This is a genomic window from Psychrobacter sp. AOP22-C1-C5 (genome assembly GCF_052378885.1).
Lineage (GTDB): Bacteria > Pseudomonadota > Gammaproteobacteria > Pseudomonadales > Moraxellaceae > Psychrobacter.
The window spans coordinates 204,682-228,904 of the sequence record NZ_JBQSYC010000003.1 but is presented as its reverse complement, the minus strand read 5'-3'; the positions used below and the strand labels follow the sequence as shown (position 1 = coordinate 228,904).

The following is a 24,223-nucleotide window of genomic DNA, read 5'->3' as shown; positions in this document are numbered from 1 at the left end:
AACTAGCATAAAAAATTTAATCCCAATAAGTCTACCAAATAAAATTTTGCTCAATAAGAAATATTATGATTGTCAAAACGATAGTTTTATTAGCATTATTAACCTCATTTGTTAATTCAGCAGATACTCAAAACCAGAATCACTATGGGCATCCAAAAAATATTAAGCAAAGCACCCCTAATGAAATGTACGAACTTGGCCTTGCTTACTATGAAGGCGATTCAGTTCCTCAGGATTATGAAAAAGCCTTTAGCCTATTTAAAAAAGCTGCAAATCAAGGCTATGCCCCTGCTCAACTTCACCTAGGCTTTATGTATTATCAAAGTAGTGTTGAACAAAATTACCAGAAAGCATTTGAATGGGTTCAACAATCTGCCAACCAAGGATACGCTGATGCTCAATTCAATCTCGGTGTTATGTATCATGAAAGTATTGGTATTGAGCAAGATTATCCAAAAGCAATGGAATGGTATCTAGTAGCAGCTAACAATGGAAGTTCTCATGCTCAAAATAATATTGGTGAGCTATATTACTTTGGTCAAGGAGTGAAACAAAACTATGCTAAAGCTTTAGAGTGGTATACCAAAGCCGCCAATCAAGATTTAGATGTAGCACAACTTAATATCGGTGGTCTCTACGAGAATGGTTATGGCGTGCCGCAAGATTACGACAAAGCTTTTGAGTGGTATAAAAAGGTAGCTGACCAAGGCAATCAAGAAGCCAGTAATCGCATCGGTAAATTGGTCATGAATGGTAAAATCGATGATAAGAACATCGTTATCTATAGTACCCAAGAAACTGGTCTTACCTTAGGTAATTTAGAGGATAGTTCAGAGAATTGAGAAGATATTAACAACGATAAAAATGAGATTTCAGTAGGCATTGCCTATTATAATCTGAATCGGCTATGCGATAAAAAAATATAACATGTCAAAAAAATTCGTCCTAATAATACTTATGTTTCTTACTTTATTACTCCTTGATCATAAGATATATCAACCTCCAATCCTAGGTAAGTTAAAACTGAGATATATCTCTAGCGAAAATTACCAATTAACTTATAAGGGTGAAAAACTGGCAGGCAAAGTTACAGCCGTTGATAGTTGGTATGTTCAGAAACCTTATGTTTATGGCTCAACTACGAATTTTGAAACGTCGACAGGCGACGACATAATTTATTTTTTTATTAATGTGTGTGACGGAAATATTTTCGAAACAGAGAACTTTATAGAATTTGAAAATTATTTGAACGGCAAGAAAATACCGAAAGATAAAAGAAATTGGATGAGTGGTGATAATGCTATAGATATCAAAAAGTCTGAATACTCTTCAAGTATTAATTGTGATGACTATAAACACTAAACCACTTTGTCTAAGATTTTTTAGACAGAATTAACCTAAAGGCGTGATTATGAAATACTTACATGCAATGATCAGAACAAATAAACTAGAAGAGACGTTAAGATTTTACTGTGAACTGATGGGCTTAAAGCTTCTTAGAAAAAAGGACTCTGAATCAGGTAGATTCAGTTTGTACTTTTTAGCGACCCATGAAGGTGCTCCAGAAATTGAACTCACTCATAACTGGGACGAGGAAGAGTATCCAAACGGCAGAAATTTTGGCCACTTTGCCTTTAAAGTTGATGATATCTACGCGCAATGTGACATCTTTATGGCAGCGGGTGTCAGTATATTGCGACCACCTAGAGATGGGCATATGGCTTTTGTCAAAGACCCTAACAATATCTCAATTGAGCTGCTACAAGATGGTGAGCATCTGGCTCCAGCTGAGCCATGGATTTCAATGGAAAATATAGGTAGTTGGTGAGTTTTGCTGCTAACTACTACTCCTTTCTCTACCCTGGCTTCATTAAAATACAATTGAGCGATAAAAAACGATAATAATATGAAAAAACTGTCTTTAGCCATCATAAATATTTTAGGTACTGCCCTATTATCTACCACAGCGAATGCAGCCAGTTTTGATTGCAACAAAGCCAATACTTGGGTAGAAAAAACAATTTGTGCAAATGCTGAATTATCAACGCTTGATAACGCTATGGCTGAAAAATATAAACGAGACCTCGCTAATACTTCTGATTACGAAGACAGCGAAATCTTTAAAGGTAATATGATTATCGATCAACGACTTTGGCTTAGATTTCAGCGCAATACCTGTAAAGATACAGAATGCCTTAGCCGGGAATATAAAGAGTATATTGAAGATAAAAATTATCATGGTGTGGCTTGGGATTTTACAGATAAGCTAAATCGTTCTAATTTACCTAGCAAAAATTCATTTGGTGAGTTTTCTCAAGATGTGGACGTTCCGATGTATAGCTCGGAAACTAACAACTGGAAGGTAATAGCAAAGACAACAAATAGTGTCTCGATTCATAGGGTCGTTAATAAGCCTTATCTTGCCATTATCGAGGGGATTTTAATTTTTACTAATGGACATACCTGTGAGATTGAAGCGAGCAAAGCAATATGGTCACAGAACCATTGGGTCATCAATGATGATCAGCAAGATAAAACCGCTGAATTGCGTTTGTATCCAGCACTATATAAAGGTAAGCCTCAATTATTATTAAAAGACATGGATAATAAATATAGAGAATTACATTGTGGTATGCGAGGCTATTTTGACGGTATCGTATTAGAACGAGAATAAGTGCGCCGAATCTCTTAATTTTCTCATGACTATTAAAAGCTGAACTGAAACTCTAATCTAAGAGGCTAACTTTACGAGATCAAAAAAACGGCAAAAAATTACTTCTCTGCCGTTTTTTATTTTAAGCTACTATTGTAAATCTTGACGTTAAATCTAAATACTCGCAGCGACCTCTGCCCCATCACGAATTGCGCGCTTGGCATCCAGCTCGGCCGCAAGTTTGGCTCCGCCAATCAGATGATATTGCGCGTCTGGTGCATCACCCACGTTTGGCATTAGCTCAACCACCGACTCTTGACCAGCACAGACGACGACGCTATCGACACGCAACAGCTGCGTTTGTCCTTGGTTGTTGGTGATCCAAATCCCTTCATTGGTGATTTTATTATACTGTGCGCCCGATACTTGGATAACACCGTGCGATTTGACATGGGCACGATGTACCCAGCCTGTGGTTTTATTCAAGCCGCCGCCCAAACGACCCTTGGTACGCTGCATGAGATAGACTTGACGAATCGGTTTGATGCCTTCAGGCTTAATTAAACCACCATCGGTTTGATAATTATTATCCTCTGTCACACCCCACTCTTCGCGCCACTCGCTGACCGACTGAGGATTTGGACGGTAGCTTGGGTCTTTTAGCAGCTCAGGGCCTAGCTCATCAAGTGGCTGACCGTGACGCGCGGTGAGGTATTCACTGACATCAAAGCCAATACCGCCCGCCCCAATGACCGCCACGGTATCGCCAACAGACTTTTCACCAGAGAGGAGTTCAGCATAACTCATAACTTGCGGCAAATCTGCTCCTTCAAGCTTACCTGCCAGACTTCTCGGTACGACGCCCGTTGCAACGATCACATGATGAAACTTGGCTTTCTCAAGCATGGCTTTATCGACTTTGGTATTGAGTTTCACCTCAACGCCTAGATGCTCAAGCTCATTGATATAGTAGCGAATCGTTTCAAAGAACTCTTCTTTACCTGGGATCACTTTGGCATAGTTAAACTGCCCACCCAAGATGTCTTTGGCTTCAAACAGCGTGACGTCATGACCACGTAGCGCGGCCACGTGCGCCGCTGACATGCCAGCCACCCCGCCACCGATGACCGCCACCTTTTTAGGTTTTTTCGCCTTTTTGTATACCAACTCCGTCTCATAGCAAGCTTGCGGATTGACCAAACAGGTTGAGCGTTTGTGCTCAAAGGTGTGATCGAGACAAGCTTGGTTACAAGCGATACAGGTATTGATGCGATCTGCTTGACCGTTTTTGGCTTTATTAACCCAGTTTGGATCGGCTAAGAACGGACGCGCCATTTGAATCATATCCGCTTGACCACTAGCGAGAATTTCTTCGGCCGTTTCTGGCATATTGATACGATTGGCCGCCATCATCGGGATGCTGATATGCTTTTTAATCTCAGCACTAAAATCAACAAAGGCGGCACGCGGTACACTCGTCACAATGGTTGGTACACGCGCTTCATGCCAGCCAATACCAGTATTCATAATGGTCACGCCAGCCGCTTCCAGCGCTTTGGCAACCGTGATGACTTCGTCCATGACGTTACCATCTTTGACCAAGTCAATGACAGATAAGCGAAACAAAATAATAAAATCTGTCCCGACCGCTTCGCGTACGGCTTTGACAATGTCTACCGCAAACTTCATACGACCGTCAATATCACCACCATATTCGTCCGTACGCTTGTTGACATGACGTGACAAAAACTGATTAATCAAATAGCCTTCAGAACCCATGATTTCAACGCCATCATAACCCGCCTGCTTGGCCAAACGTGCCGAACGGGCATAGTCTTTGACCGTTTGCTCGATGTTTTTGATGCTCATCTTACGTGGTTTAAAAGGTGAGATTGGTGACTTGATAGGACTGGCTGATACGACAAAAGGATGATAGCCGTAGCGTCCACTGTGCAAGATTTGCATGATGATTTTGCTGTCGTACTTGTGAGCAGCACGCGTGACACGCTGATGATTGAGCACGTCAGTTTTGGTGTTCATTGTACCGCCAGCAGGTAGCAGCCAGCCTTCGCGATTGGGCGATATGCCGCCCGTAATCATCATTGCCACGCCGCCTTTGGCGCGCTCGGCAAAATAAGCGGCAAGCTTACCGTAATTATAAAAACGGTCTTCAAGGCCAGTATGCATAGAACCCATGACCAAACGGTTTTTTAACGTGGTAAAGCCTAAATCTAGCGGCTCAAACAAATGCGGATAGTGTTCGTTGGTGCTAGCAGTATCAATCGTATTGGCGCTGGCGGTCATATCATTTTCCTTATGAAACGGTTGTGAAACTAAACATGCGATAGGAGTTAGCGTTACTGTCATCGTAACACACCGCTATTATCATCAGCTATGCAGACAAGCGACTGATGAGTGAACACTATGATGGTTAAAAGAATACAAGGTTGTTGGGATGAGTTTTGCGAAGCATCTGTCTGCAACGGCGCAGCAAGTTAGGAAAGTTCATGGCAGCATAATTATTTTATTTTAAGCCAAATTTGATACAAGACAAAAAAATACTGAACCCAGCACGGTTCAGTATTTTTATTGAACATTCGATAATTTGAATAAATTGATTGGTAAATCGACCTATTTTGCCAACACGGTATCAAGCGCTGATTCAAAACGCGTAACTGCACCATCAACGTCCGTCAATTTATCCAGACCAAACAGACCCAGACGGAACGTCTTAAAGTTATCAGGCTCGCCCACTTTTAGCGGGACGCCAGCAGCAATTTGCATACCTGCTTCAGCGAAAGCACTACCTTTATGCATATCATCACGATCGGTATAAGAGACGACCACACCTGGCGCTTCAAACCCTTCCGCGGCAACGCTTTCAACGCCTTTACCTACCAATAGCTTGCGGATACGCTTGCCTAATTCCCACTGGGCGTCACACAATTTATCAAAACCAATCTCTTTGGCTTCCAATAAGGTGTCGCGGAATTGGCGTAAGCTGTCAGTCGGCATGGTTGCATGATACGCGTGACCGCCATTCTCATAAGCGCGCATGATATTTAGCCATTGCTTTAAGTCTAAACTAAAGCTGTCCGACTCGGTGCTGTCTACTTTTTTGATAGCCGCGTCACTTAGCATCACAAGACCGGCACAAGGGGTACTACTCCAGCCTTTTTGCGGAGCACTGATAAGAACGTCAATACCCAAATCTTGCATATCCAACCAGACACAACCAGAGGCGATGCAGTCAATAACAAGCAAGCCGCCCACGCTATGGACAGCTTCGCTCAACGCCTTGATATAGTCTTTAGATAAAATGATACCCGATGAGGTTTCGACATGCGGGGCAAACACAAGGGCGGGTTTTTCGTCTTTAATCTTGGCAACTGCCTTGTCGATATCCACTGGCGCGAAAGGTTTTGGCGACTCACTGTCATCCGCACGTTCAGCGGTCAGCACAGTAGATGATTTGGCAATCTTGCCCTTTTCTAGGATTTGCGTCCAGCGATAACTGAACCAGCCGTTACGGATAATGAGACAGTCTTCATCTTGCGCCAATTGACGGGCAACCGCTTCCATACCATACGTGCCAGCACCGGGCACAATCACGACGGCGTCAGCGTTGTACACGGATTTTAGTTCGCGAGACAAGTCATTCATCACTTGCTGAAAGACTTTAGACATATGGTTAAGGGCACGGTCGGTGTAGACCACTGAATACTCTAACAAGCCGTTTGGATCAATATCTTGACGTAATGCGGTCATCGGACACTCCTAGTTTAGGGTTAAATCATTGAATATTTCTCTTAAATTAATTACAACAAAATCTATGTACTATTTTGACCAGCTCAGCCAAATCCTATCAGCGAACTTAGCCAACTATTAGTCTTGTTAATTAATAGGATCATTAAATACTACTATAGATTGATAGAGATAATGCAAAAGAATGACGACGACGCGTTCACGTAATGACAGCACGCGCAGTCATTAGAATGATGTTATAAACGAGGTCGTTTAATAATTAGAGAGGATACTCATTAGAAAGGGTTAATAATTAAAATTACTGAGAAATAACAAGTTACTATTGATGACCACGATGAGAGTCTTTCAGTCCTGAAACCACAAAATCGAGTAATTCACTATCACCCTCGCGAGCCGCTTTGCGCATAAGCTTTGATGGTGCGTGTGTCAGCGATTGTGTCAAACGCCGTGATAGCTCCACGATGATATCTTCAGGGCTAGTATTGCCTTCCTGCAATTTGGTAATAGACTCATGCAGCAGCTTATCCACTTGCTCATGGGTACGCGCTCGATATTGCTGAATGTCTTTGCCCACCTGTCGCACTTGAAAGCGACGATCCATCTCAACGACCAATTGACTGACCAGCAGCTCCGCATCTACGGCCGCTTGCCTGCGCTGTTCGATATTACCAGCGATGACATGCTGTAAGTCATCGACAGAATATAAATAGATATCATCAATGCGGCTGATGTTTGAATCAATATCGCGCGGTACTGCCAAATCAATCATGAGCATAGGCTGATAACGACGACGCTTTAGCGCCTGTACCGTCATGGTTTTATCAATCAATAAATCCATACTACCGCTACAACTACTGACAATATCGGCTTCTGCCAGCACTTGCGGTAATTCTTGTAAGGTTCTGACTTCTACTCGGCGATTGGGATGGCGCAGTTCAGCCGCCAGTGCTTCTGCTCGTTCAGGATTGCGGTTACAAATAATAACGCGCCCTACTCCAAGTCCAGCAATGTGCGTGGCGACCAAACGATTCATCTCACCCGCTGCGACAATCAATAAAGTGCGACTGGCCAAATCATCAAATATTTGCGTGACCAATTTTGCCGCCGCAAAGCTCAAAGAAACCGCTTGAGCACCCACCTTAGTTTCACTACGCACGCGTTTTGCCGCTGCAAACACTTGATCCACGATCCAGCCAAGCTGATTACTCAACGTGTTTTGGTCTTGCGCAAGGTGTACTGAACGTTTGATTTGACCAAGTATCTGCGGCTCACCCAATATCATCGAATCCAGCCCTGCTGCGACCCTAAGCCAATGAGTCAAGGCATGAGTATCACGGTGTACATAGAGATACGGATCAATGTCAGTCAGTGACAAGTGCTTGAAATCGGCCAGCCACGTTTTAATCTTGACAATGTGAGCGCTGATGACAGCGGCAGAAACATTGCCACTGCTCATAGCATGCGTGGTCTCAGCAACCTGTGTATATGTTTGTGAGGCTGTATCTTGTACCGTCAGTGCTTCTGGGACGAGCGCATAAATCTCAGTGCGATTGCAAGTAGAAACAATCACGCTGCCATCATTAAAGGTTTCTAATTGTTTGAGAGCGACGGTCACATCTTCACCCACAAGCGCCAAGCGCTCTCGCAGAGCGACTGGTGCGGTTTTGTGATTGACCCCAATGACCACTAATCTCATTATTGATAGACCATAAACATGACGCTCACCTACCAACCGCGCTATCTGATTAGTTCTAAAAGACAGTTTTGGACGACATGGCTGAGAGGAAGATTCTAAAAATCGCTTATTATATCATTATTGCCAGCTTTAATTAACACTCGCCCCTCTATGAGGCGCATTTGCTTGTATCTGGGCGCATATGTCACAAATCAACAACTTATATGATTGATAAAACCAATGGTTAAGTTTCACCCCATAGCCGTATAAGTAGACACAAATTGGTCGCTTAGTTCACGGTAACTTGCTATATTTTCAAAGCGTTACAAGCACATTCCTAGTTAGAGAAAAACAAAGCGCATTTTAGTCGTCAGCAGATTTTATCAGTGGTAACTGATTCCTGATGACAGAGCGGTAAGTGGAGGTATTTTGCCAATCTCACAGTAACATGGGCGCTATTGTTTATCGTCTTACTCTACTCGTATAATGTTTGTCATGGGTACTTGCTACCAAAATTTCATTGACATGATTAAAATAAAATTGCTTTATCATTATAGATAAGCAATGGGCGAATACGGCTATCTATGATGTTTTTTGGGTCACTATTTCAATTTCAGTGTCGATCACAGCTTCGATCACCACTTGTGCATGACGACCAGTCTAGCTTTCGTGCTTTATGGCAGGCCGTTATCGACAGACTGTGCCAACGTTACAAGCTAACCTTATCGTTGGCCGTTTGTCTGTGCCTGATAACCCCAGCCCATGCCAATCACGCTGATACTGCGCTAGAAGAAAATGTAGCTGCTATCTCAATCCCTCTTAAAAGTAATACTGTGATGGATCACAATGAATCTATTGATCCCTCTGTTGATGATAGCGAAGAGTTGATAGAAGATGTCAAAAACATCGATAGCCTAGCACCAGCAAGTTTATGGCAGTCTGAGTCTAATGAGCCAAGTTTGTACGCCTTGTTGGATGCAGAGTTTGCAGCGGATCGCGGTGACAAACGACGAGCCGTGACTATTTACAAACAGCAGTCCTTTAAAGAAGATGCGACTGCCGTGTTTGAAAGAGCATTGAGCCTATCCTTGCGCACTGAAAGGGTTGAAGACTCATTACACTTTGCTAAGTCATGGCAAGACCAAAACCCTGATCATGTGCCCGCTTGGTTTTATGTCGCGCACTTGGCGTTACGCGCACACGATTATCTCTTAGCGGGTGAGACGCTCAACCGTATTCTGCGTTATGACCCGCGGGCAGATTTGAGTGAAATCCTCATCGGCATTTATCCAAACAATGATGAGGACAAGCGTGAGTTACTCGCCGCTTTGCAGCCACTTGATAGCGAACAAAACGCGTCATTGTCTGTCTTAAAAGCAGGTTTGCTCTATCAGTTCAATGAGCCTGAGATTGCCATCGTGCATATCAATCGTGCTTTAGAACATCAACCAGATTATGTCCCTTTTATCACTTTAAAAGCAGACATATTACGCAAAATTGTTACGGCCGAAACCGTTGTGAATTACCTCAGCCAAGCACGCTTGCGCAATCCAGACAGTAAAAGCTTATATCTTTATGAGATTCGCTATTTGCTAGATTTAAAGCAAAGCCAAGAGGCGTGGGAATTATTGCTCAAAGCTCATGAGCGTTTTAGTGATGACGCTGAGATTACGCTGCTTGCGGCATTGGTAAGCTTAGATATCGAAAAATACGAGAGCGCCGACCAGCTACTTAATGCGCTTGCCAAAACACCCGCTTATCTTGATCGCGCCTACTACTACCTTGGTATCAGTGCCGAGCGCCAACAGCACTTTGAGCAAGCCAAATACTATTTTAATGGCGTAATGCAAGAAGATTTGGTGTTAGAAGCACGTAGAAAAGTAGTGGCCTTTGAATTGGTGAACGACGATATCGATGCCGCCATAGCCACTCTAGAAAAATTGCGTAAAGACTTTAGTGTATTTGCTCCTGATACGTTTGTGATCCAAGCCGATATTTTATGGCAGCAAAACGAACCTGAAGAAGCATTGCGTCTTCTCACTCGAGCGGCTCGTAAATATCCAGACAATGAAGCGTTATTGTTTGCACGCGCTCAGCTCCTTGATGACAAAAACGACTATATAGTGAAGCGGACATTGCTCAATCATTTGCAAGCACTAGATCCCAACAACTTGTCTTACCAGTTAAGTTACGCCCAGCTCCTGCTTGCCAATGAACGTAGCTCCGAGCAAGGATTGGCGTTAGCAACGGCCATTATTCAAATTCGTTATGATGACCCGCGCTATGACAATGAGTTGCACCTACAAGCACTTAACATACTGGCCAGCGATTCACTTGCCAACAAAGATTATCAACAAGTTATCGATTATCTACAAACGCCTTACGATGTGTTACCTAGCCTGCGTTCAGGAACCTTATTGCTACGCGCCTATCAAGGTTTAGGTGATAACGAAAAAGTCGAAGCATTACTGACAGATTTGCAGCAGCGTTTCTCATTCGGACAGCGCAATATTAATGACCGTATACAATTATATTAATAAAATGTTTTGCATTAGATAAAGCGTCTTGAGTTAGCTAAAACGCTTGGGCAATATGATTACAAGGCTCTTATAAGAAGCTAACAACCACGTATAACTGAGTAACAAATTAGATTTAAGCTAATATCTTTGTAGATTTGTCCATTTTTGAGGAAACATCATGTCGTTATTCAAATCGTCTTATAAGCACAATAAATTGGCTCTGTTTACTGCTATGACAGCTGCGATGGTCATTACTTCTGGTTGCCAATCGTTAAAAACGGGCAACGCCGCCAACCAGCCAATGACGACAGTCCAGGGCCAAAATGCTGAGCAACCAAAGAAGCTTGAAAACTTTAATATTACCGGCAAAATCGGTGTCACGACTCCGGCGAATGACAGCACAGGCACCCAAGGCGGTAGTGCGTTTTATGCATGGGGACAAGAAAATGATCGATTCGCGATTGAATTAATTGGTGCTCTTGGCATTGGTAAAACCAATATAGAATACAACGGTCAAACGGCTACTTTGGTCAGTGAAAAGACTGGAACCTTAACCGCTGATGATCCTGAGACCTTGTTGCAAAAAGCCACTGGCTGGCAAGCACCCATCTCGCAACTGCCGTACTGGATATCTGGTCGTCCAGCGCCGTCAGACAGCGCACCACAACTTGATTCCCAAAACCGTCTGATCAGCTCAGTAAATGGCGAATGGCGTGCCAGCTTCACTTATAAAGGCTCGGATAAATTGCCGAATAAAATCACCGCTGTACAGTCACAAGGCAATAAGGTTGTGATGACGATCAACCATTAAGCAATTATTGATACATCCACAACCACTGCTTTTTAAGACCGCTTTTTATGACTGAGAACCTAGCCGCTTCATCTGCTTCTGTTATCACCCGTTTATCGCCCGCAAAGATCAATTTGTTTTTGCATATCACTGGCAAGCGCGCTGATGGTTATCATGATTTGCAAACTGTTTTTCGCCTGCTTAATTGGGGTGATTATTTGCATTTTTCTGTAGCAGATAATACGGTCGATACAACTAATACATCGGATGTAGAGACGCTTTGTGGTTGTCTTATAGCATTGGCAGGCGCTGAAACCATCACCACCAATATCCATGACAATTTAATTTTCAAAGCGGCACGCGCCTTACTTGTGGCAGCTTTAGAGTTGAGTAAATTACCAGAGAGCCTTTCGCAAGTTCATATTACTTTAGATAAGCACTTACCAATGGGGGCAGGATTGGGTGGCGGTTCTTCCAACGCTGCAACGACCATGTTCGTGCTCAATGAGATCTGGCAGCTTAACTTTACGCGCGATAAGTTAATGTCTATTGGCGCAAGGATTGGCGCAGACGTGCCTATTTTTATTTTTGGGCAAGATGCGATTGGTATGGGCATCGGTGAGCAATTGACCGCCATTGACTTGTCTGATCAACAGTATTTGGTATTGACGCCTGATGCACATATCAATACGGCCGAGCTGTTCGCGCACCCAATACTACAGCGAGATATCGCTTCGTTGTCGATTGAAACCATTCAAAGTCAATCCAACCATTATATCCAAACTTCACTCGCACCTTATCAAAATGTCTTTACACCAGTGGTGACTAGTCTTGCATCCGCTGTAAAAGAAGCTTTGAGTTATTTGCAAGGCTTAGAGGCGCAAGCACTGGGTACAGCACGCATGACTGGCTCTGGTAGCGCAGTGTTTTTACCTTTGGATGCGAGCGTTGCCAACGATGAAACGCTGTTGGCAAAGTGGGTTAAAGATGCGCCTTGTGCGGGGTATGTGGTGGAGAGCCTAAAGCGGAAATTTTGATAAGCTAGCATTGATACCACCCCATTACGAATAAATCCCAGAAAAAGGCGCAAAGCACTTGCATAATCTGAAAATTTACTTATAATAGGTCGCCTTAATAGGGGTATAGCCAAGTTGGTAAGGCATCAGGTTTTGATCCTGACATCCGTTGGTTCGAGTCCAGCTACCCCTGCCATTTTTAAGTTCAAAGCGTTTGATAGACACTGATTGTAAGTGGTTTATTTTATAGACCGTCACTTATCTTATTGTCATTGACAACGTTATCCCAGTTTCGGTATAGTTCGCAATGAACACCGCTAGGGAAAAGTTATATTTTAGACGGTTTATCCGTTTTTTAGATAACTAACAGGTCGTGACACCAGTCTAAGAATGACAATCATTAAAAGTTGTGATTAGATATCGGACGTACACAGCCTAGACATTACAGGGGTATAGCCAAGTTGGTAAGGCATCAGGTTTTGATCCTGACATCCGTTGGTTCGAGTCCAGCTACCCCTGCCATTTTTTACTGTAATAGTATACTTCAACCCTTTTCACCACTCTTTTCTTAATTTGAGCAGTTTGACACTGCTTAGCGGTCGCTGCTTGAGTCAATCAATAGGACTTCTGTCATGCCTTATTTGGCGATTTTTACGGGTAATGCCCACCCTGAATTAGCAAAAACCGTAGCCGATCATCTTCATATACCTCTTGGTAAAGCTGACATCACGCGTTTTTCTGATGGCGAAATTGCCGTGGAAATCAAAGAACACGTACGTGGTAAAGACGTGTTTATCATGCAGCCTACTTGTGCACCGACCAATGACAACTTAATGGAAATCATGATGATGGCGGACGCTTTGCGTCGCTCTAGTGCTGGTCGTATCACAGCCGTCATGCCTTACTTTGGCTATGCTCGTCAAGACCGTCGTCCACGCTCAGCTCGTGTACCCATCTCGGCCAAAGTTGTCGCTGACATGCTAAACATCGTCAGTATCGATCGCGTGATGACCGTTGATTTGCACTCAGATCAGATTCAAGGTTTCTTTGATATCCCTGTTGATAACATCTATGGCACGCCTGTGCTATTGAATGACTTACAAAAACAAGATTATGACAACATCATGGTAGTCTCACCTGATGTAGGCGGCGTGGTTCGTGCGCGTGCAATGGCCAAGCAATTGGGTGATACCGATATGGCAATCATCGATAAGCGCCGTGCGCGTGCCAATGAGTCGCAAGTCATGCACATCATCGGTGACGTGCGTGATCGTGATTGTGTGATTGTTGATGATATGGTTGATACCGCAGGTACGCTATGTAAAGCTGCTGAAGCACTCAAACAAAATGGTGCACGCCGCGTTTTGGCCTACATTACTCACCCTGTCCTATCAGGTAATGCGTTGAAAAACATCAACGAATCGGCTTTAGATGAAGTCGTCGTGACCGATACCATTCCATTGTCAGCTGAAGCCAAAGCCTGTACCAAAATTCGTCAAGTGAGTATCGCACCGATGCTAGCTGAGAGCTTACGCCGTATCAATAACGAAGAATCTATCAGTGCGATGTTTGACGTTTAAGTTGTATTTTTAAACAATCATACTAGTTATGGCAAAGAATCGAAAATAGAGCGTCAAGTGTCATCACTTGGCGCTTTTTTTGATTGACAGTTTTGCACAGTCATTTTGCGTAGGTCTTTATTATTGTTATAAAACCACGTATAATGCGCGCCTGTGTCGACCGTTTTTGATGTTATTAGGTCGGCGTTATTAAAAGTGCTGATCATGCTTACCCATAACGACTGCCAATGACTATCATATCACTCGTTAGGATGAGCAAATGGCAAAATTTGAGCGTTGTAAGTATTATGAACAACGACAAGTTTTAGCTATCAACACCCATTAGTGGATTGGTCGCAAATCCACTTTTTATGACCAGACACTTCCTCATTTTTTTTATAGGATTATATCCATGAGCATTAATCATTTTGAACTAAACGCAGTTGATCGTTCTGCTGAACTACAAGGTAAAGGTGCGAGCCGCCGCCTACGTAAGCAGAATCTAGTTCCTGCTATCATTTATGGTGGTAACGAAGAACCAACAGCGATCTCTATCAAGATCAACGAATTGGTAAAAGCACTTGAATTCGAAGCGTTTTTCTCGCACATCTTGACCATCAATGTTGATGGCGAAGAGCATCAAGCAGTTATCAAAGACTTGCAGCGTCACCCTGCAAAAGGCTTCCCAATGCATGCTGATTTTCAGCGCGTTGTAAAAGGTCAAAAAATCCACATGAATGTTCCTGTGCATTTTGTTGGTCGTGAAGATGCGCCAGGTACAGCTGCTGCTGGTATCCTATCAACGCTTGTTTCTGATATCGAAATCATCTGCTTACCATCACAATTGCCTGAGTACCTAGAAATAGATGTATCTGGTATGGAAATCGGTGATTTGTTCCGTTTATCAGATATCAAACTACCTGAAGGCGTTGTTATTCATGAGCTTGAGTTAGAAGACGGCCATGACCGTACTATCGTTAACATGCAGCCACCAACGGTTGAAGAAGTTGACGAAAGCACTGACGACGTTGATGCTGACGAAGTACCAGCCATCGAGCAAAATGACGGCGCTGAAGAAAACAAAGACGAAGAATAATCATTTATCCATATAGCTACTTATTGTAGTATGTGTGGTCGATGATTCATTCAGTCAAAAAAACAGCAGGTGATTTTTATCTCCTGCTGTTTTTGTAAGTAAGGTTTGAGCAAATACGATATAGTCCATTTTAAATAAAAGAAGCACAACTATCATAACGTGCTGCAAGAATAAATTTGTCTTTCTTGCTGTGCTTATGCAAACAGATGCTACGAAAATTTATCCTAGCAGCACTGAGCTCATTTTATATTGAGTCGCCTATGTCTTTTGTTGTATCAAATCTTACTACCTATTTCTTAAATCTAAGCAGGGTATTTTTATGGCCATAAAGCTTATTGTCGGTCTCGGTAATCCTGGTCAGGAGTACATGTTTACGCGTCACAATGCTGGGTTTTGGTTTGTCCATCATTTGGCTCAAGAGTTCAATATCACCCTCTCCCATGACAAAAAATTTCATGGCGTGACTGGACGCGGGCGCATTCATGGGTCTGATGTGCGTCTATTGATGCCCCTCACCTTTATGAATAAGTCTGGTCAGTCAGTAGTGCCGATGGTGAAATTTTATAGCATTGATAATGATGAGTTGTTGATCGCTCATGATGAGCTTGACATTCCTGCTGGTAGTATCAAACTCAAAACCGATGGCGGACATGGCGGTCATAATGGACTGCGTGATATCACGCCTCACATTGGCAATGATTTTCATCGTCTGCGCGTTGGTATCGGTCATCCTGGTCACAAATCAAAAGTGAGTGGACACGTTCTCTCAAAAGCTGCGCCTGATGAGCAAATTGCCATTGACAGTGCTCTGACAGCTGCTTTTGAAGCGCTACCCTTATTATTAGATGGTGATATTGAAAAAGCTCGTTCGCAAATTAACGGTTTTAAACTGCCTGAATAAAATTGTACTTACCAGTCAGCAATCTTTTATTTTAGCAAGTTAATCCCTATTAACCTATTGATCTAGTAAATCAATATCAGCTACGCTAAGGAAGTAACCTATGCTACTTAATATGCTCAAATGCAAATTGCACCGCGCTCGCGTCACTCATGCCGAACTGCATTATGAAGGGTCGTGCGGTATCGACGGCGATTTGTTGGATCTTGCTGGATTGCGCGAAAATGAATCCATCGATATTTATAATGTGACCAATGGCAAACGCTTTCGCACCTACGCTATCCGCGCTGAAGCTGGCTCTGGGATCATCTCATTAAATGGCGCTGCCGCTCATATGGCAGATTTGGGTGACATCGTCATTATCTGCGCTTATGCCCATTTTGACGAAGTAGAAGCGTCGACGTACCAGCCAAAACTGGTCTATTGTAACGAAGACAACACCGTAAAAGACACTGCTAATATTATTCCTGTGCAAGTGGCTTAGATTGATAAAATACAAAAATATTTGAATAAAGCCATGGTAAGGAATTGACTAAGCTGTTGAAGTTATTGTCATTATTTAACCAAAACCTTTATGCTAATATGAAAGCTGAATCTGTACGCAGATTCAGCTTTTTTTATGCCATTTTACATGGCGAATTTATACTTTTTATGACAAATTTTAATCAAAAATAAGGAATGATACCGATGTGGTTGGCAGTGATTGCAATACTGATTGGATTGGGAGTTTTGGTTTGGAGTGCAGATGTTTTTATCGATGGGGCAACAACACTGGCAAAAAAGTTCAGTGTGCCTAGTTTTTTAATCGGTGTTTTGATCTTAGGAATAGGAACGTCAGCACCTGAAATGGTGGTATCAGTGTTGGCCGCGATAGATGGCAGGCCGGAATTGGCATTGGGTAACGCTTACGGCTCCAATATCATCAATATCGCTTTAGTACTGGGCGCAACGGTGTTGATCAGCCCTATTATCATCCGTAAGGCCATCGTAAAGCGCGATCTGCCTCTTCTAATAGGGGTCACGGCCATCGCCGCATGGCAGCTACGTGATGGCATGTTGGGAGTAGCTAATGGTCTCATACTGCTATTGTTGTTGGTCGGGGTACTGGCAATGCAGATAGTGCTCAGCCTACGAGAAGGCTATCATGAGCACGAAGGAGAAGTTTTAGTAGATGGCACTGAGGCAGCTCAAGCAGAGCAAAGCGTCGCACGAGGGCTTGGTGGTTTGTTTATCGGTATTCTTATGCTGGTTATAAGCTCGCGTGCCATCGTTTGGGGTGCGGTAGAATTAGCCACGTTTTGGGGACTGAGTGAGTTGATCATCGGATTGACAATTGTCGCGATTGGTACGTCATTGCCTGAGCTGGTATCAAGCTTGTCAGCGGCCCGCAAAGGCGAGCACGATATGGCATTGGGCAATATTATCGGCTCGAATATCTTCAATACGTTGGGCGTCGTCGGTCTTGCCGCATTGGTTGCACCAATTACCGTCAATCCTGTTATCTTGTCTCGTGATGTACTCACAATGGGTCTGATTACTTTGTTGCTTGCCGCTTTATGCGTCTTTGCATTTATGACCAAGCGTCCATTTGGCCGTCCTGCTGGTACCACATTGGTGCTCTTTTTTGTGGGTTATACAGGATGGTTGATTCAAACGGTTAATATGTAGTTTTTTAAAGCCACAAACGCTAAATTATTTGAATACATCTAAACCATCGGCACAGTAACGACTTTACTGACTTTTCTTGCGATTTTTAAAGCCACGCCATAACCCTTCATGTGCCACTTTTGGCATTTTTAGGGTAATGGTGTTGGACAGCATGTCTTGTACCGCAAGGCCGCGACGATTAAACAAGCAAAACGCATAATTGAATACCAACCCCAAAAAGGCACTGGTTAATAATAAAGTACGTGTCCCACCGATCAAACTGCCAATAATGCCAAAAATCAACGGCATCAAACAAGCGGCCAAAATTCGTTTAAAAGACTGGCCCCATGTCAGAAGATGACCTGAATTATTCACGGTTTTTAGTCGCCATGTTTGCATCCCTAATGTCTGCCCACCGCGCCGCCAAAAAATTCCATAAAACGCCACGAGCGTCAGTACAAAAGAGGGTGTCATAATCACATTCTGATACCATGTCGGTAGCGACTGTGCTTGCGATGACTGCGTGCCCGTCTCCATAGTTAGCAGTGTACCCACTACGGTGAGTATCGTTCCTACCAAAAATAACAATGCCAAAATCAACATACCATCATAGATAATGGCCACAACGCGAGTCGTCGGCTTAGCAATCGTTGGTTCTTCATCTAAGGCTTGCTGTACAGATAGATCGTGCTTAGGCATTGATTTCTTGACAGTTTTTGAGGGGCGTTTAGATAAACTTTTTGACATGGTACCGGCTCATAGCAAGCAGTGAATAGTGGCTCTATTGTACCGTAATTCACGGTCTTATAGTACATTATCCTAAGATGTCCCTTAGCTCAATGATAATGCATTAAAAAAAATTGACAGACATAAAAAAATCGCCAGAATGTCATAAGACAGGCGATTGATTTAGTGTTTCTTAAGCTTATAAATAAGCTATTATGCAAATGGTGCGCTTGGAGAGATTCGAACTCCCGACCCCTTAGTTCGTAGCCAAGTGCTCTATCCAACTGAGCTACAAGCGCGTACTTTGCACATCACTTACTGCATTTATTAAATAACATTTGCAGTAAATTAGGTTGGTCATTATATAGATAATATCGCTTGTGTCAACATCTTTTTTTATTAAAATAAAATTAATTTTTTTAATAAAATTAAAGGTCGTTAACGCCAATATACTGCGTTACTACTCTAACAACAACTGAATAAATGGCGGTGAAGGAGGGATTCGAACCCTCGATACGCTTACACGTATGGTTCCTTAGCAGGGAACTGGTTTCAGCCACTCACCCACTTCACCGAACGATATAAAACGCTTATAAAATAACTATAAACACAGTATCGATGCTAACGATACGTCTTATGCCGTGGGCGAGTATTATAGCAAAGCCAAAACGAATTGCAAGCGTTGTGTGCCGTTTTAATGATGCTTTTATAATAATTATTTATTTATCAGATCCTTTACTCTTTTAAAATCTCAAAATACTGATAAAAATCAGGTCTATACCTTAGGAAGCTGTGTTGTTTAATTGGCAACTAAATTATTTGAGTGTGTGATTTAAACGACTGTGGATTTTTTAGCAATGGATGGCTATAGTATCCGTTACTTATTTTGGCATATATAAAAGGAGGGGCTATGCGACCAGTGGTACTGTGTTTTTCAGGGTTAGACCCATCAGGCGGTGCTGGACTACAAGCAGATATTGAAGCCATCGGTCAGGCAGGTGCGCACGCCACCGTTGCTTGTACAGCGATTACTATCCAAAGCTCGCAGCAAGTGTTTGGCTTTGAAGCGTGTTCATCGGATCTGGTGGAAGCACAAGCGACGACGGTGCTTGACGATTTAACAGTTGGCGTGATCAAATCTGGCATGCTTGGCACCACGGATAATGTTGCCTTGCTGACTCGCTTATTTGCTGACCATACTATCGCTGACGGTACCCCTTTTGTATTAGACCCTGTATTGGTCGCCAATAGTGGCGGCAGCTTAGGCGATGAGCAGACCTTGGTGACAGCCTTTCGCAAGCTTTTGCCTTATGCCACCTTAGTCACCCCAAACACTCATGAGCTTCGTGCCTTAAGCGGCGAGCAAGACTTGCATATTGGCGCGCAAACCTTATGTGCGCAAGGTACTTATGCCGTGTTGGTAAAGACCTCTCATGACTTTGATAGCGGGGATATCGAGCAATATCTATATGTAGAGGGTGAGATGGTGCATCAGAGTATTTTACCGCGTTTAACAGGCGAATTTCATGGTTCAGGCTGCTCACTGGCGAGCTTTATCGCAGGTCGCTTAGCGATGGGAGATGTGCTGATCGAGGCTGTCAAAGCAGCAGACAGTTGGATTACTCAAACTTTACGCGCTGCTGATGTTCCTCATCCTAATAGTGCCAGCGCCCAATTGATTCCCAATCGCTTTGCCCGCGTTTAGTCGCCGTGTCTTTTATTTATACTCCATCCTAAATGAAGCAAAGACAAACACTTTATCGCACTCCTAATATAAAAAAGGCGCTCTATATAAATAGAACGCCTTTTTTGCTTTACAGTCTTATCTGGTAGTCAGTGTTTCTTCAACTAACTGGCTTTGACCCAACATTGGCTTAGCCTAACACTGACTTAACCCAACATTGGCATAAAGTTCGCTGCCAAACCGCCAATGAATATCTCGAGCAAGTAAAAAGCCAAGAAAGCGACCATTGGTGACAAATCAAGCATGCCTAAGTTTGGCGTAATACGTCGAAACGGTGCCAAAATCGGCTCAGCGAGGTTAATAATAATGCCGATAATCGGATGCTGGGATTGCGTAAACACCACAATCCAGCTGACGATAATAGATCCTATCACCAAATAACGGCACATGCGCAAAAAGTCTAAAAGCAAACTGGTAGTACCGGTAAAAAATAACGGGACAGGGGCAATACCTTTATGAGTCAAAGCGGCTTTACCAGCGATATCGATCAGACGAATCAAAAACATCAGCACGATGGCGGCAATACTGATACGACCTTGTCCGACGGTTGGAAAAATACGCCCAAAGACATCAACGATGTGGGTCGCTTTGTAGGCCGGGGCAATCATAGGATTTTTGGCATCCATGCCTGCAAACTGTAGCATAAAGCGAATGAACACCAACATCATGGCGAAGGTGGTGACCAAATCAAAGATTTGAAATAACATGTTGTTCATGAAGTGCTACTCAATGTGACATTATTAACAGGTTCTAGAATGACGACTGTCATTATCAGAGGCTTAGTATTACCACTCAAGTGCCTCATTAACTTTTAGAAAATGACGCACATTACAACAATATAGAGACGATTATTGACTCATCTCTTTGCTCAAGGCTTGGCTGCGATCATAGCAAGCCTGCATGGCTTCACCAATTTGACGACCAATATCGTTGTCTTGCATCGACTCAATTGCAGCTTGAGTCGTTCCATTTGGTGATGTCACTTTGCGACGTAATTCAGCAGGCGCGTCCTCGCTGTCCATCGCCATTTTTGCAGCACCTAGCATGGTTTGCATCGCAAGTGCTGATGCCTGCTCTTTGTCTAGCCCTAGAGCAACTGCCCCATCGACCATCGATTCAATAATGTAAAACATGTAGGCAGGCGCGGAACCTGAGACTGCAGTGACGGCATGCATGTGCGTTTCATTCTCAACCCACATGACCAATCCTGAGGCTTCCATCATGGCGGTTGCCAATTGCTTTTGTTCATCAGAAATGTCCTCGGTCCCATAAAGACCGGTAGCACCCATCTGGATCATAGCAGGGGTATTCGGCATCGCACGCACGATATTACGATAACCATGCAACATATCAGATAAAAGCTTGGTCGATAAACCTGCCGCTACTGAGATGACGAGTTGCTTGTCCAATACATCAGCGAAAGCGCCAACGACGGCTTTCATAACTTGCGGCTTTACTGCCAGTACAACAATATCAGCATCAACAACAGCTGCTTTTGAATCAGTAGCAGGATCGACAGTGTTTAACCCTTTGGCAGTCAGTTGTTCACGTACATGGATATTGGGATCAGCAACTGTGATTAGATTCGGTTGAATACCGCAGCCAATCAGCCCGCTAATCAAAGCCTGCGCCATGTTTCCGCCGCCAATGAAGCTAATTTTCTTATGATCTAATACTGACATACTTGTCTCCTGCTTACAAAATTCAAAGGCATTTAAACTAACATAACGCTAGATAAAATGACACTCAGTTTATCATACTGCCACTATCGCCGTTTGAGAAATTAATATCATCTAGACCTACTACAAACTTCGTTAAGACACTGAATTAAAATCGACTATTGCCCATTTTAACTGTTAAATTAATATAGAGCGCAAACAGAATAGAGTGTCAGGAGAAGTATGTTTTTCATTCGTAAAGCCGATCTAGAAGATTTTAAAGATATTGCTAGCATCCACTTCAAAAGCTGGCATGCTGCCTACTTAGATCTACTACCCAAATCTTATGTCGAAAGTCAAAATAATCTATTTGAAAAAATAAAAATGTGGCAGGAGGTGATTGCACATCCTGATGTCATTATTTGGATAGCATATGATGCAAATCATAATAATTTAGGATTTATTGGGTATTTTAACAACAGTAAATGTTATGAAATCACAACGTTATATGTCTTACCTGAATATCAAGGTCTAGGCATAGGCACTAAATTAGTGAGAACATCGTTGCAGGCAATCTTAGAATCTAATATCAATACTTCTTTTTACTTATGGGTATTAGAAGCTAATATAGCTGCTATTCATTTTTATGAGAAATTCGGCTTTGTATACACTGGAGAAAATAATAAAGAAAACTACAAAGGTACTCAAATAACTGATGTCAAAATGGTAAGAAATACTGATGCTTTGCTGCCCTAATTTATTGAGTCGTTTAAGTGATATTAACGTTTAGAGCATCTATAACCACTCTGTCTAAGATATCCGAAAGATTTATCGGATTTATCAGTGATTCATCTATCTTTAGCACCCAACGTTCAAATGGCGATACCAATAATAATGGTAACTCTCTCTCATGATGGATGGACGCAACACTCACCACAACCAAACTACCACGCAACCAAAAAGGAATACCCAACGTTTGGAATAATTTCTTTCCAGATTGCGGGCGCGTAGAAAGCGCCGTGTTGAGACGCTGTTGACGATCTAGCGGCGTTATTTTTAATATGGTCTTGTGTGTTTTCTCAACCTTATGCATGTCCAAAAGCGACGCCAATGATTGTAGTCTAATATGTAATTGCCAAACAAAATCTTTATTCGTGCGTAAGGTAACGGCTGTAGAGGCAGTGCCTAATGACTCACAGTCAAATAAGCCAATTTGATCGGTAAGTGGCGTATTAAGCCACGCTAACCATTCAGTGCTTAAACGATAAAGCTGTTGACGATAACGGCGAATAGTATAGGAATGCTTACGACCTTGCCAAAATAGCGCCGTTTGATGGTCATGATCTTTGCGTTGACTGAGGCCTAATACATCATCGATCAGTTGCTTAGCAGGCGGTAATGGCTCATCTTGGCCTAGCCAGTAGTGCAGTAGTTGTCGTTGACGATACTCAGGCAGCGCTTTTAACTTATCAATATCAAGTACTCGCTGTGCAGGCAATAATTGCAACGAATGGATAGCCACTTGCTGCATGTCCTGTGCCGCTTGGGTTCGAACAGTTACTTCTGCATCGGTCAACAACTGCGCACTACGAGTGATGTTATCAATGACGTTTGGATTGTATTTCATCAATGCTGGCATGATGTCTCGTCGCAGTCCACTACGGACATTGTCGCCTGATTTATTGGTCGGGTCATCGATATAAGACAGTTTTAAACGTTTGGCATAGGCGCTGATATTGGCGCGTTGTATAGTAAGCCAAGGTCGCCATAACACAATGCGATGCGTACCTTGTGTTTGTATTCTCCAAGGCTGCATCCCTGACAAACCATTGACACCTGCTCCTTGAATCAGCCGCATCAATATCGTTTCCGCTTGGTCATCGGCATGGTGTGCCAATAGCAACACATCGTTTTGATTCATGTGCGCACGCATGACGTCATAGCGTGCTTGGCGCGCGGCTTGCTCATTATGACCGCTCACTTTCGCATGTAAAATATGGCAGGGAATCTGCTGCGTGCGCGCCCAATTTGCCACGTGCGCGGCCCACTGACGACTGTCCGCTTGTAGACCATGATCCACGTGTAGAAGCTGCGGTAAAAATGGCAATCGTCCTTGATAATAAAGCTGCACACATAACGCTGCGAGTGCCAATGAATCTCGGCCCCCACTGCAAGCCAGCCAAATGCGGCGACCGTGTAACTGACTACCGTACTCAGCCATACTACCCAATAAGGCTTCTGCCAAATTATTATCCGTTGGCAGTGATGCTACTGGTTCAATAGAATACGGAATGATGGCGCTACTGGTCATAATCAGCCTTAATTTTTTGGAGATTATGTGAATGATAGTTGATTGACTTTGAAAATGACATAGCGCTAATGGCCTGAACGCTTCTAGAATACTGTTTTGTAGACACAAAAAAAACGCGCCATTCAACGACACGTTTTTATTTTAACATCAAGAGTAGGTAATCAAT

Annotated in this window: 21 protein-coding genes and 4 tRNA genes; 16 read left to right on the top strand and 9 right to left on the bottom strand. The window is 43.1% G+C overall.

What is annotated here, in order from left to right; translation table 11 throughout:
* Positions 1-65 precede the first annotated feature (65 nt).
* The 4 genes from ACT3TH_RS05750 (at position 66) to ACT3TH_RS05735 (ending at position 2,674) form a co-directional block, all read left to right on the top strand.
* Positions 66-842 carry a tetratricopeptide repeat protein gene (locus tag ACT3TH_RS05750; RefSeq protein ID WP_444754892.1) on the top strand — a complete coding sequence of 259 codons (777 nt, stop codon included), beginning with the start codon at positions 66-68 and terminating at the stop codon, positions 840-842.
* Positions 843-957: 115 nt separating this feature from the next.
* Positions 958-1,362 (top strand): hypothetical protein, encoded by a 405-nt coding sequence (locus ACT3TH_RS05745; RefSeq protein ID WP_444754891.1) that lies wholly within the window; start codon positions 958-960, stop codon positions 1,360-1,362.
* A gap of 49 nt (positions 1,363-1,411) precedes the next feature.
* Entirely contained in the window at positions 1,412-1,828 is a 417-nt protein-coding gene (locus ACT3TH_RS05740) for a VOC family protein (protein WP_444754890.1), read from the top strand.
* Positions 1,829-1,906: 78 nt separating this feature from the next.
* Positions 1,907-2,674, top strand: coding sequence for a lysozyme inhibitor LprI family protein (locus ACT3TH_RS05735; RefSeq protein ID WP_444754889.1), 768 nt, complete (start codon positions 1,907-1,909; stop codon positions 2,672-2,674).
* Between the two features lie 153 nt (positions 2,675-2,827).
* Here ACT3TH_RS05735 and ACT3TH_RS05730 read toward each other — a convergent pair whose 3' ends face one another.
* The 3 genes from ACT3TH_RS05730 to hemA all read right to left on the bottom strand — a co-directional run bounded on the left by ACT3TH_RS05730 (position 2,828) and on the right by hemA (position 8,114).
* On the bottom strand, positions 2,828-4,957 hold the full coding sequence (locus ACT3TH_RS05730; protein ID WP_444754888.1) for an FAD-dependent oxidoreductase: 2,130 nt from the start codon (positions 4,955-4,957) through the stop codon (positions 2,828-2,830).
* 327 nt (positions 4,958-5,284) lie between these two features.
* Positions 5,285-6,421, bottom strand: a complete 1,137-nt coding sequence (locus ACT3TH_RS05725; protein ID WP_444754887.1) for an aminotransferase class V-fold PLP-dependent enzyme — start codon at positions 6,419-6,421, stop codon at positions 5,285-5,287.
* A gap of 316 nt (positions 6,422-6,737) precedes the next feature.
* Positions 6,738-8,114 (bottom strand): glutamyl-tRNA reductase, encoded by a 1,377-nt coding sequence (hemA, locus tag ACT3TH_RS05720; RefSeq protein ID WP_444754886.1) that lies wholly within the window; start codon positions 8,112-8,114, stop codon positions 6,738-6,740.
* Between the two features lie 563 nt (positions 8,115-8,677).
* On the opposite strand from hemA, the gene ACT3TH_RS05715 reads away from it, so the two are divergent.
* The 10 genes from ACT3TH_RS05715 (at position 8,678) to ACT3TH_RS05670 (ending at position 17,639) form a co-directional block, all read left to right on the top strand.
* Positions 8,678-10,630: a tetratricopeptide repeat protein gene (locus ACT3TH_RS05715; RefSeq protein ID WP_444754885.1), complete on the top strand. Its 1,953-nt coding sequence runs from the start codon at positions 8,678-8,680 to the stop codon at positions 10,628-10,630.
* Positions 10,631-10,790: 160 nt separating this feature from the next.
* Positions 10,791-11,423, top strand: a complete 633-nt coding sequence (gene lolB, locus ACT3TH_RS05710) for a lipoprotein insertase outer membrane protein LolB (protein ID WP_444754884.1) — start codon at positions 10,791-10,793, stop codon at positions 11,421-11,423.
* Positions 11,424-11,470: 47 nt separating this feature from the next.
* A complete protein-coding gene (gene ispE, locus ACT3TH_RS05705) occupies positions 11,471-12,439 on the top strand; it encodes a 4-(cytidine 5'-diphospho)-2-C-methyl-D-erythritol kinase (RefSeq protein ID WP_444754883.1) in 969 nt (322 codons plus the stop codon).
* 99 nt (positions 12,440-12,538) lie between these two features.
* Positions 12,539-12,614 (top strand) — tRNA-Gln (locus ACT3TH_RS05700).
* Between the two features lie 250 nt (positions 12,615-12,864).
* Positions 12,865-12,940, top strand: a tRNA-Gln gene (locus tag ACT3TH_RS05695).
* A 110-nt stretch (positions 12,941-13,050) separates the two neighbouring features.
* The gene (locus ACT3TH_RS05690) at positions 13,051-13,998 is read left to right on the top strand and encodes a ribose-phosphate pyrophosphokinase (protein WP_444754882.1); all 948 of its coding nucleotides are present in this window, start codon (positions 13,051-13,053) and stop codon (positions 13,996-13,998) included.
* Between the two features lie 391 nt (positions 13,999-14,389).
* Complete coding sequence (locus ACT3TH_RS05685; protein WP_444754881.1) at positions 14,390-15,073, top strand: 50S ribosomal protein L25/general stress protein Ctc; 684 nt, start codon at positions 14,390-14,392, stop codon at positions 15,071-15,073.
* 319 nt (positions 15,074-15,392) lie between these two features.
* Positions 15,393-15,974, top strand: a complete 582-nt coding sequence (pth, locus tag ACT3TH_RS05680) for an aminoacyl-tRNA hydrolase (RefSeq protein WP_444754880.1) — start codon at positions 15,393-15,395, stop codon at positions 15,972-15,974.
* Between the two features lie 100 nt (positions 15,975-16,074).
* Positions 16,075-16,455: an aspartate 1-decarboxylase gene (panD, locus tag ACT3TH_RS05675; RefSeq protein WP_010196068.1), complete on the top strand. Its 381-nt coding sequence runs from the start codon at positions 16,075-16,077 to the stop codon at positions 16,453-16,455.
* Positions 16,456-16,658: 203 nt separating this feature from the next.
* Complete coding sequence (locus tag ACT3TH_RS05670; RefSeq protein ID WP_444754879.1) at positions 16,659-17,639, top strand: calcium/sodium antiporter; 981 nt, start codon at positions 16,659-16,661, stop codon at positions 17,637-17,639.
* A gap of 63 nt (positions 17,640-17,702) precedes the next feature.
* Here the strand turns inward: ACT3TH_RS05670 and ACT3TH_RS05665 are convergent, their stop codons facing one another.
* The 3 genes from ACT3TH_RS05665 to ACT3TH_RS05655 all read right to left on the bottom strand — a co-directional run bounded on the left by ACT3TH_RS05665 (position 17,703) and on the right by ACT3TH_RS05655 (position 18,918).
* The gene (locus ACT3TH_RS05665) at positions 17,703-18,317 is read right to left on the bottom strand and encodes an RDD family protein (protein ID WP_444754878.1); all 615 of its coding nucleotides are present in this window, start codon (positions 18,315-18,317) and stop codon (positions 17,703-17,705) included.
* Positions 18,318-18,566: 249 nt separating this feature from the next.
* Positions 18,567-18,643: transfer RNA gene (locus ACT3TH_RS05660), tRNA-Arg, on the bottom strand.
* A gap of 185 nt (positions 18,644-18,828) precedes the next feature.
* Positions 18,829-18,918 (bottom strand) — tRNA-Ser (locus tag ACT3TH_RS05655).
* A gap of 336 nt (positions 18,919-19,254) precedes the next feature.
* On the opposite strand from ACT3TH_RS05655, the gene ACT3TH_RS05650 reads away from it, so the two are divergent.
* Positions 19,255-20,049, top strand: a complete 795-nt coding sequence (locus ACT3TH_RS05650) for a hydroxymethylpyrimidine/phosphomethylpyrimidine kinase (protein ID WP_444754877.1) — start codon at positions 19,255-19,257, stop codon at positions 20,047-20,049.
* 185 nt (positions 20,050-20,234) lie between these two features.
* On the opposite strand, the gene ACT3TH_RS05645 is transcribed toward ACT3TH_RS05650, so the two are convergent.
* Together ACT3TH_RS05645 and proC are read right to left on the bottom strand one after the other, a co-directional pair.
* Positions 20,235-20,804, bottom strand: coding sequence for a YggT family protein (locus tag ACT3TH_RS05645; protein ID WP_444754876.1), 570 nt, complete (start codon positions 20,802-20,804; stop codon positions 20,235-20,237).
* A 132-nt stretch (positions 20,805-20,936) separates the two neighbouring features.
* A complete protein-coding gene (gene proC, locus ACT3TH_RS05640) occupies positions 20,937-21,770 on the bottom strand; it encodes a pyrroline-5-carboxylate reductase (protein ID WP_444754875.1) in 834 nt (277 codons plus the stop codon).
* Positions 21,771-21,989: 219 nt separating this feature from the next.
* On the opposite strand from proC, the gene ACT3TH_RS05635 reads away from it, so the two are divergent.
* On the top strand, positions 21,990-22,502 hold the full coding sequence (locus tag ACT3TH_RS05635; RefSeq protein ID WP_444754874.1) for a GNAT family N-acetyltransferase: 513 nt from the start codon (positions 21,990-21,992) through the stop codon (positions 22,500-22,502).
* A gap of 13 nt (positions 22,503-22,515) precedes the next feature.
* On the opposite strand, the gene tilS is transcribed toward ACT3TH_RS05635, so the two are convergent.
* The gene (tilS, locus tag ACT3TH_RS05630; protein ID WP_444754873.1) at positions 22,516-24,057 is read right to left on the bottom strand and encodes a tRNA lysidine(34) synthetase TilS; all 1,542 of its coding nucleotides are present in this window, start codon (positions 24,055-24,057) and stop codon (positions 22,516-22,518) included.
* Between the last annotated feature and the right edge of the window lie 166 nt (positions 24,058-24,223).

Coding starts and splice junctions, on each gene's coding strand:
- ACT3TH_RS05750 (WP_444754892.1), top strand. CDS start 66: ATGATTGTCAAAACGATAGTTTTATTAGCATTATTAACCTCATTTGTT.
- ACT3TH_RS05745 (WP_444754891.1), top strand. CDS start 958: ATGTTTCTTACTTTATTACTCCTTGATCATAAGATATATCAACCTCCA.
- ACT3TH_RS05740 (WP_444754890.1), top strand. CDS start 1,412: ATGAAATACTTACATGCAATGATCAGAACAAATAAACTAGAAGAGACG.
- ACT3TH_RS05735 (WP_444754889.1), top strand. CDS start 1,907: ATGAAAAAACTGTCTTTAGCCATCATAAATATTTTAGGTACTGCCCTA.
- ACT3TH_RS05730 (WP_444754888.1), bottom strand. CDS start 4,957: ATGACCGCCAGCGCCAATACGATTGATACTGCTAGCACCAACGAACAC.
- ACT3TH_RS05725 (WP_444754887.1), bottom strand. CDS start 6,421: ATGACCGCATTACGTCAAGATATTGATCCAAACGGCTTGTTAGAGTAT.
- hemA (WP_444754886.1), bottom strand. CDS start 8,114: ATGAGATTAGTGGTCATTGGGGTCAATCACAAAACCGCACCAGTCGCT.
- ACT3TH_RS05715 (WP_444754885.1), top strand. CDS start 8,678: ATGATGTTTTTTGGGTCACTATTTCAATTTCAGTGTCGATCACAGCTT.
- lolB (WP_444754884.1), top strand. CDS start 10,791: ATGTCGTTATTCAAATCGTCTTATAAGCACAATAAATTGGCTCTGTTT.
- ispE (WP_444754883.1), top strand. CDS start 11,471: ATGACTGAGAACCTAGCCGCTTCATCTGCTTCTGTTATCACCCGTTTA.
- ACT3TH_RS05690 (WP_444754882.1), top strand. CDS start 13,051: ATGCCTTATTTGGCGATTTTTACGGGTAATGCCCACCCTGAATTAGCA.
- ACT3TH_RS05685 (WP_444754881.1), top strand. CDS start 14,390: ATGAGCATTAATCATTTTGAACTAAACGCAGTTGATCGTTCTGCTGAA.
- pth (WP_444754880.1), top strand. CDS start 15,393: ATGGCCATAAAGCTTATTGTCGGTCTCGGTAATCCTGGTCAGGAGTAC.
- panD (WP_010196068.1), top strand. CDS start 16,075: ATGCTACTTAATATGCTCAAATGCAAATTGCACCGCGCTCGCGTCACT.
- ACT3TH_RS05670 (WP_444754879.1), top strand. CDS start 16,659: ATGTGGTTGGCAGTGATTGCAATACTGATTGGATTGGGAGTTTTGGTT.
- ACT3TH_RS05665 (WP_444754878.1), bottom strand. CDS start 18,317: ATGCCTAAGCACGATCTATCTGTACAGCAAGCCTTAGATGAAGAACCA.
- ACT3TH_RS05650 (WP_444754877.1), top strand. CDS start 19,255: ATGCGACCAGTGGTACTGTGTTTTTCAGGGTTAGACCCATCAGGCGGT.
- ACT3TH_RS05645 (WP_444754876.1), bottom strand. CDS start 20,804: ATGAACAACATGTTATTTCAAATCTTTGATTTGGTCACCACCTTCGCC.
- proC (WP_444754875.1), bottom strand. CDS start 21,770: ATGTCAGTATTAGATCATAAGAAAATTAGCTTCATTGGCGGCGGAAAC.
- ACT3TH_RS05635 (WP_444754874.1), top strand. CDS start 21,990: ATGTTTTTCATTCGTAAAGCCGATCTAGAAGATTTTAAAGATATTGCT.
- tilS (WP_444754873.1), bottom strand. CDS start 24,057: ATGACCAGTAGCGCCATCATTCCGTATTCTATTGAACCAGTAGCATCA.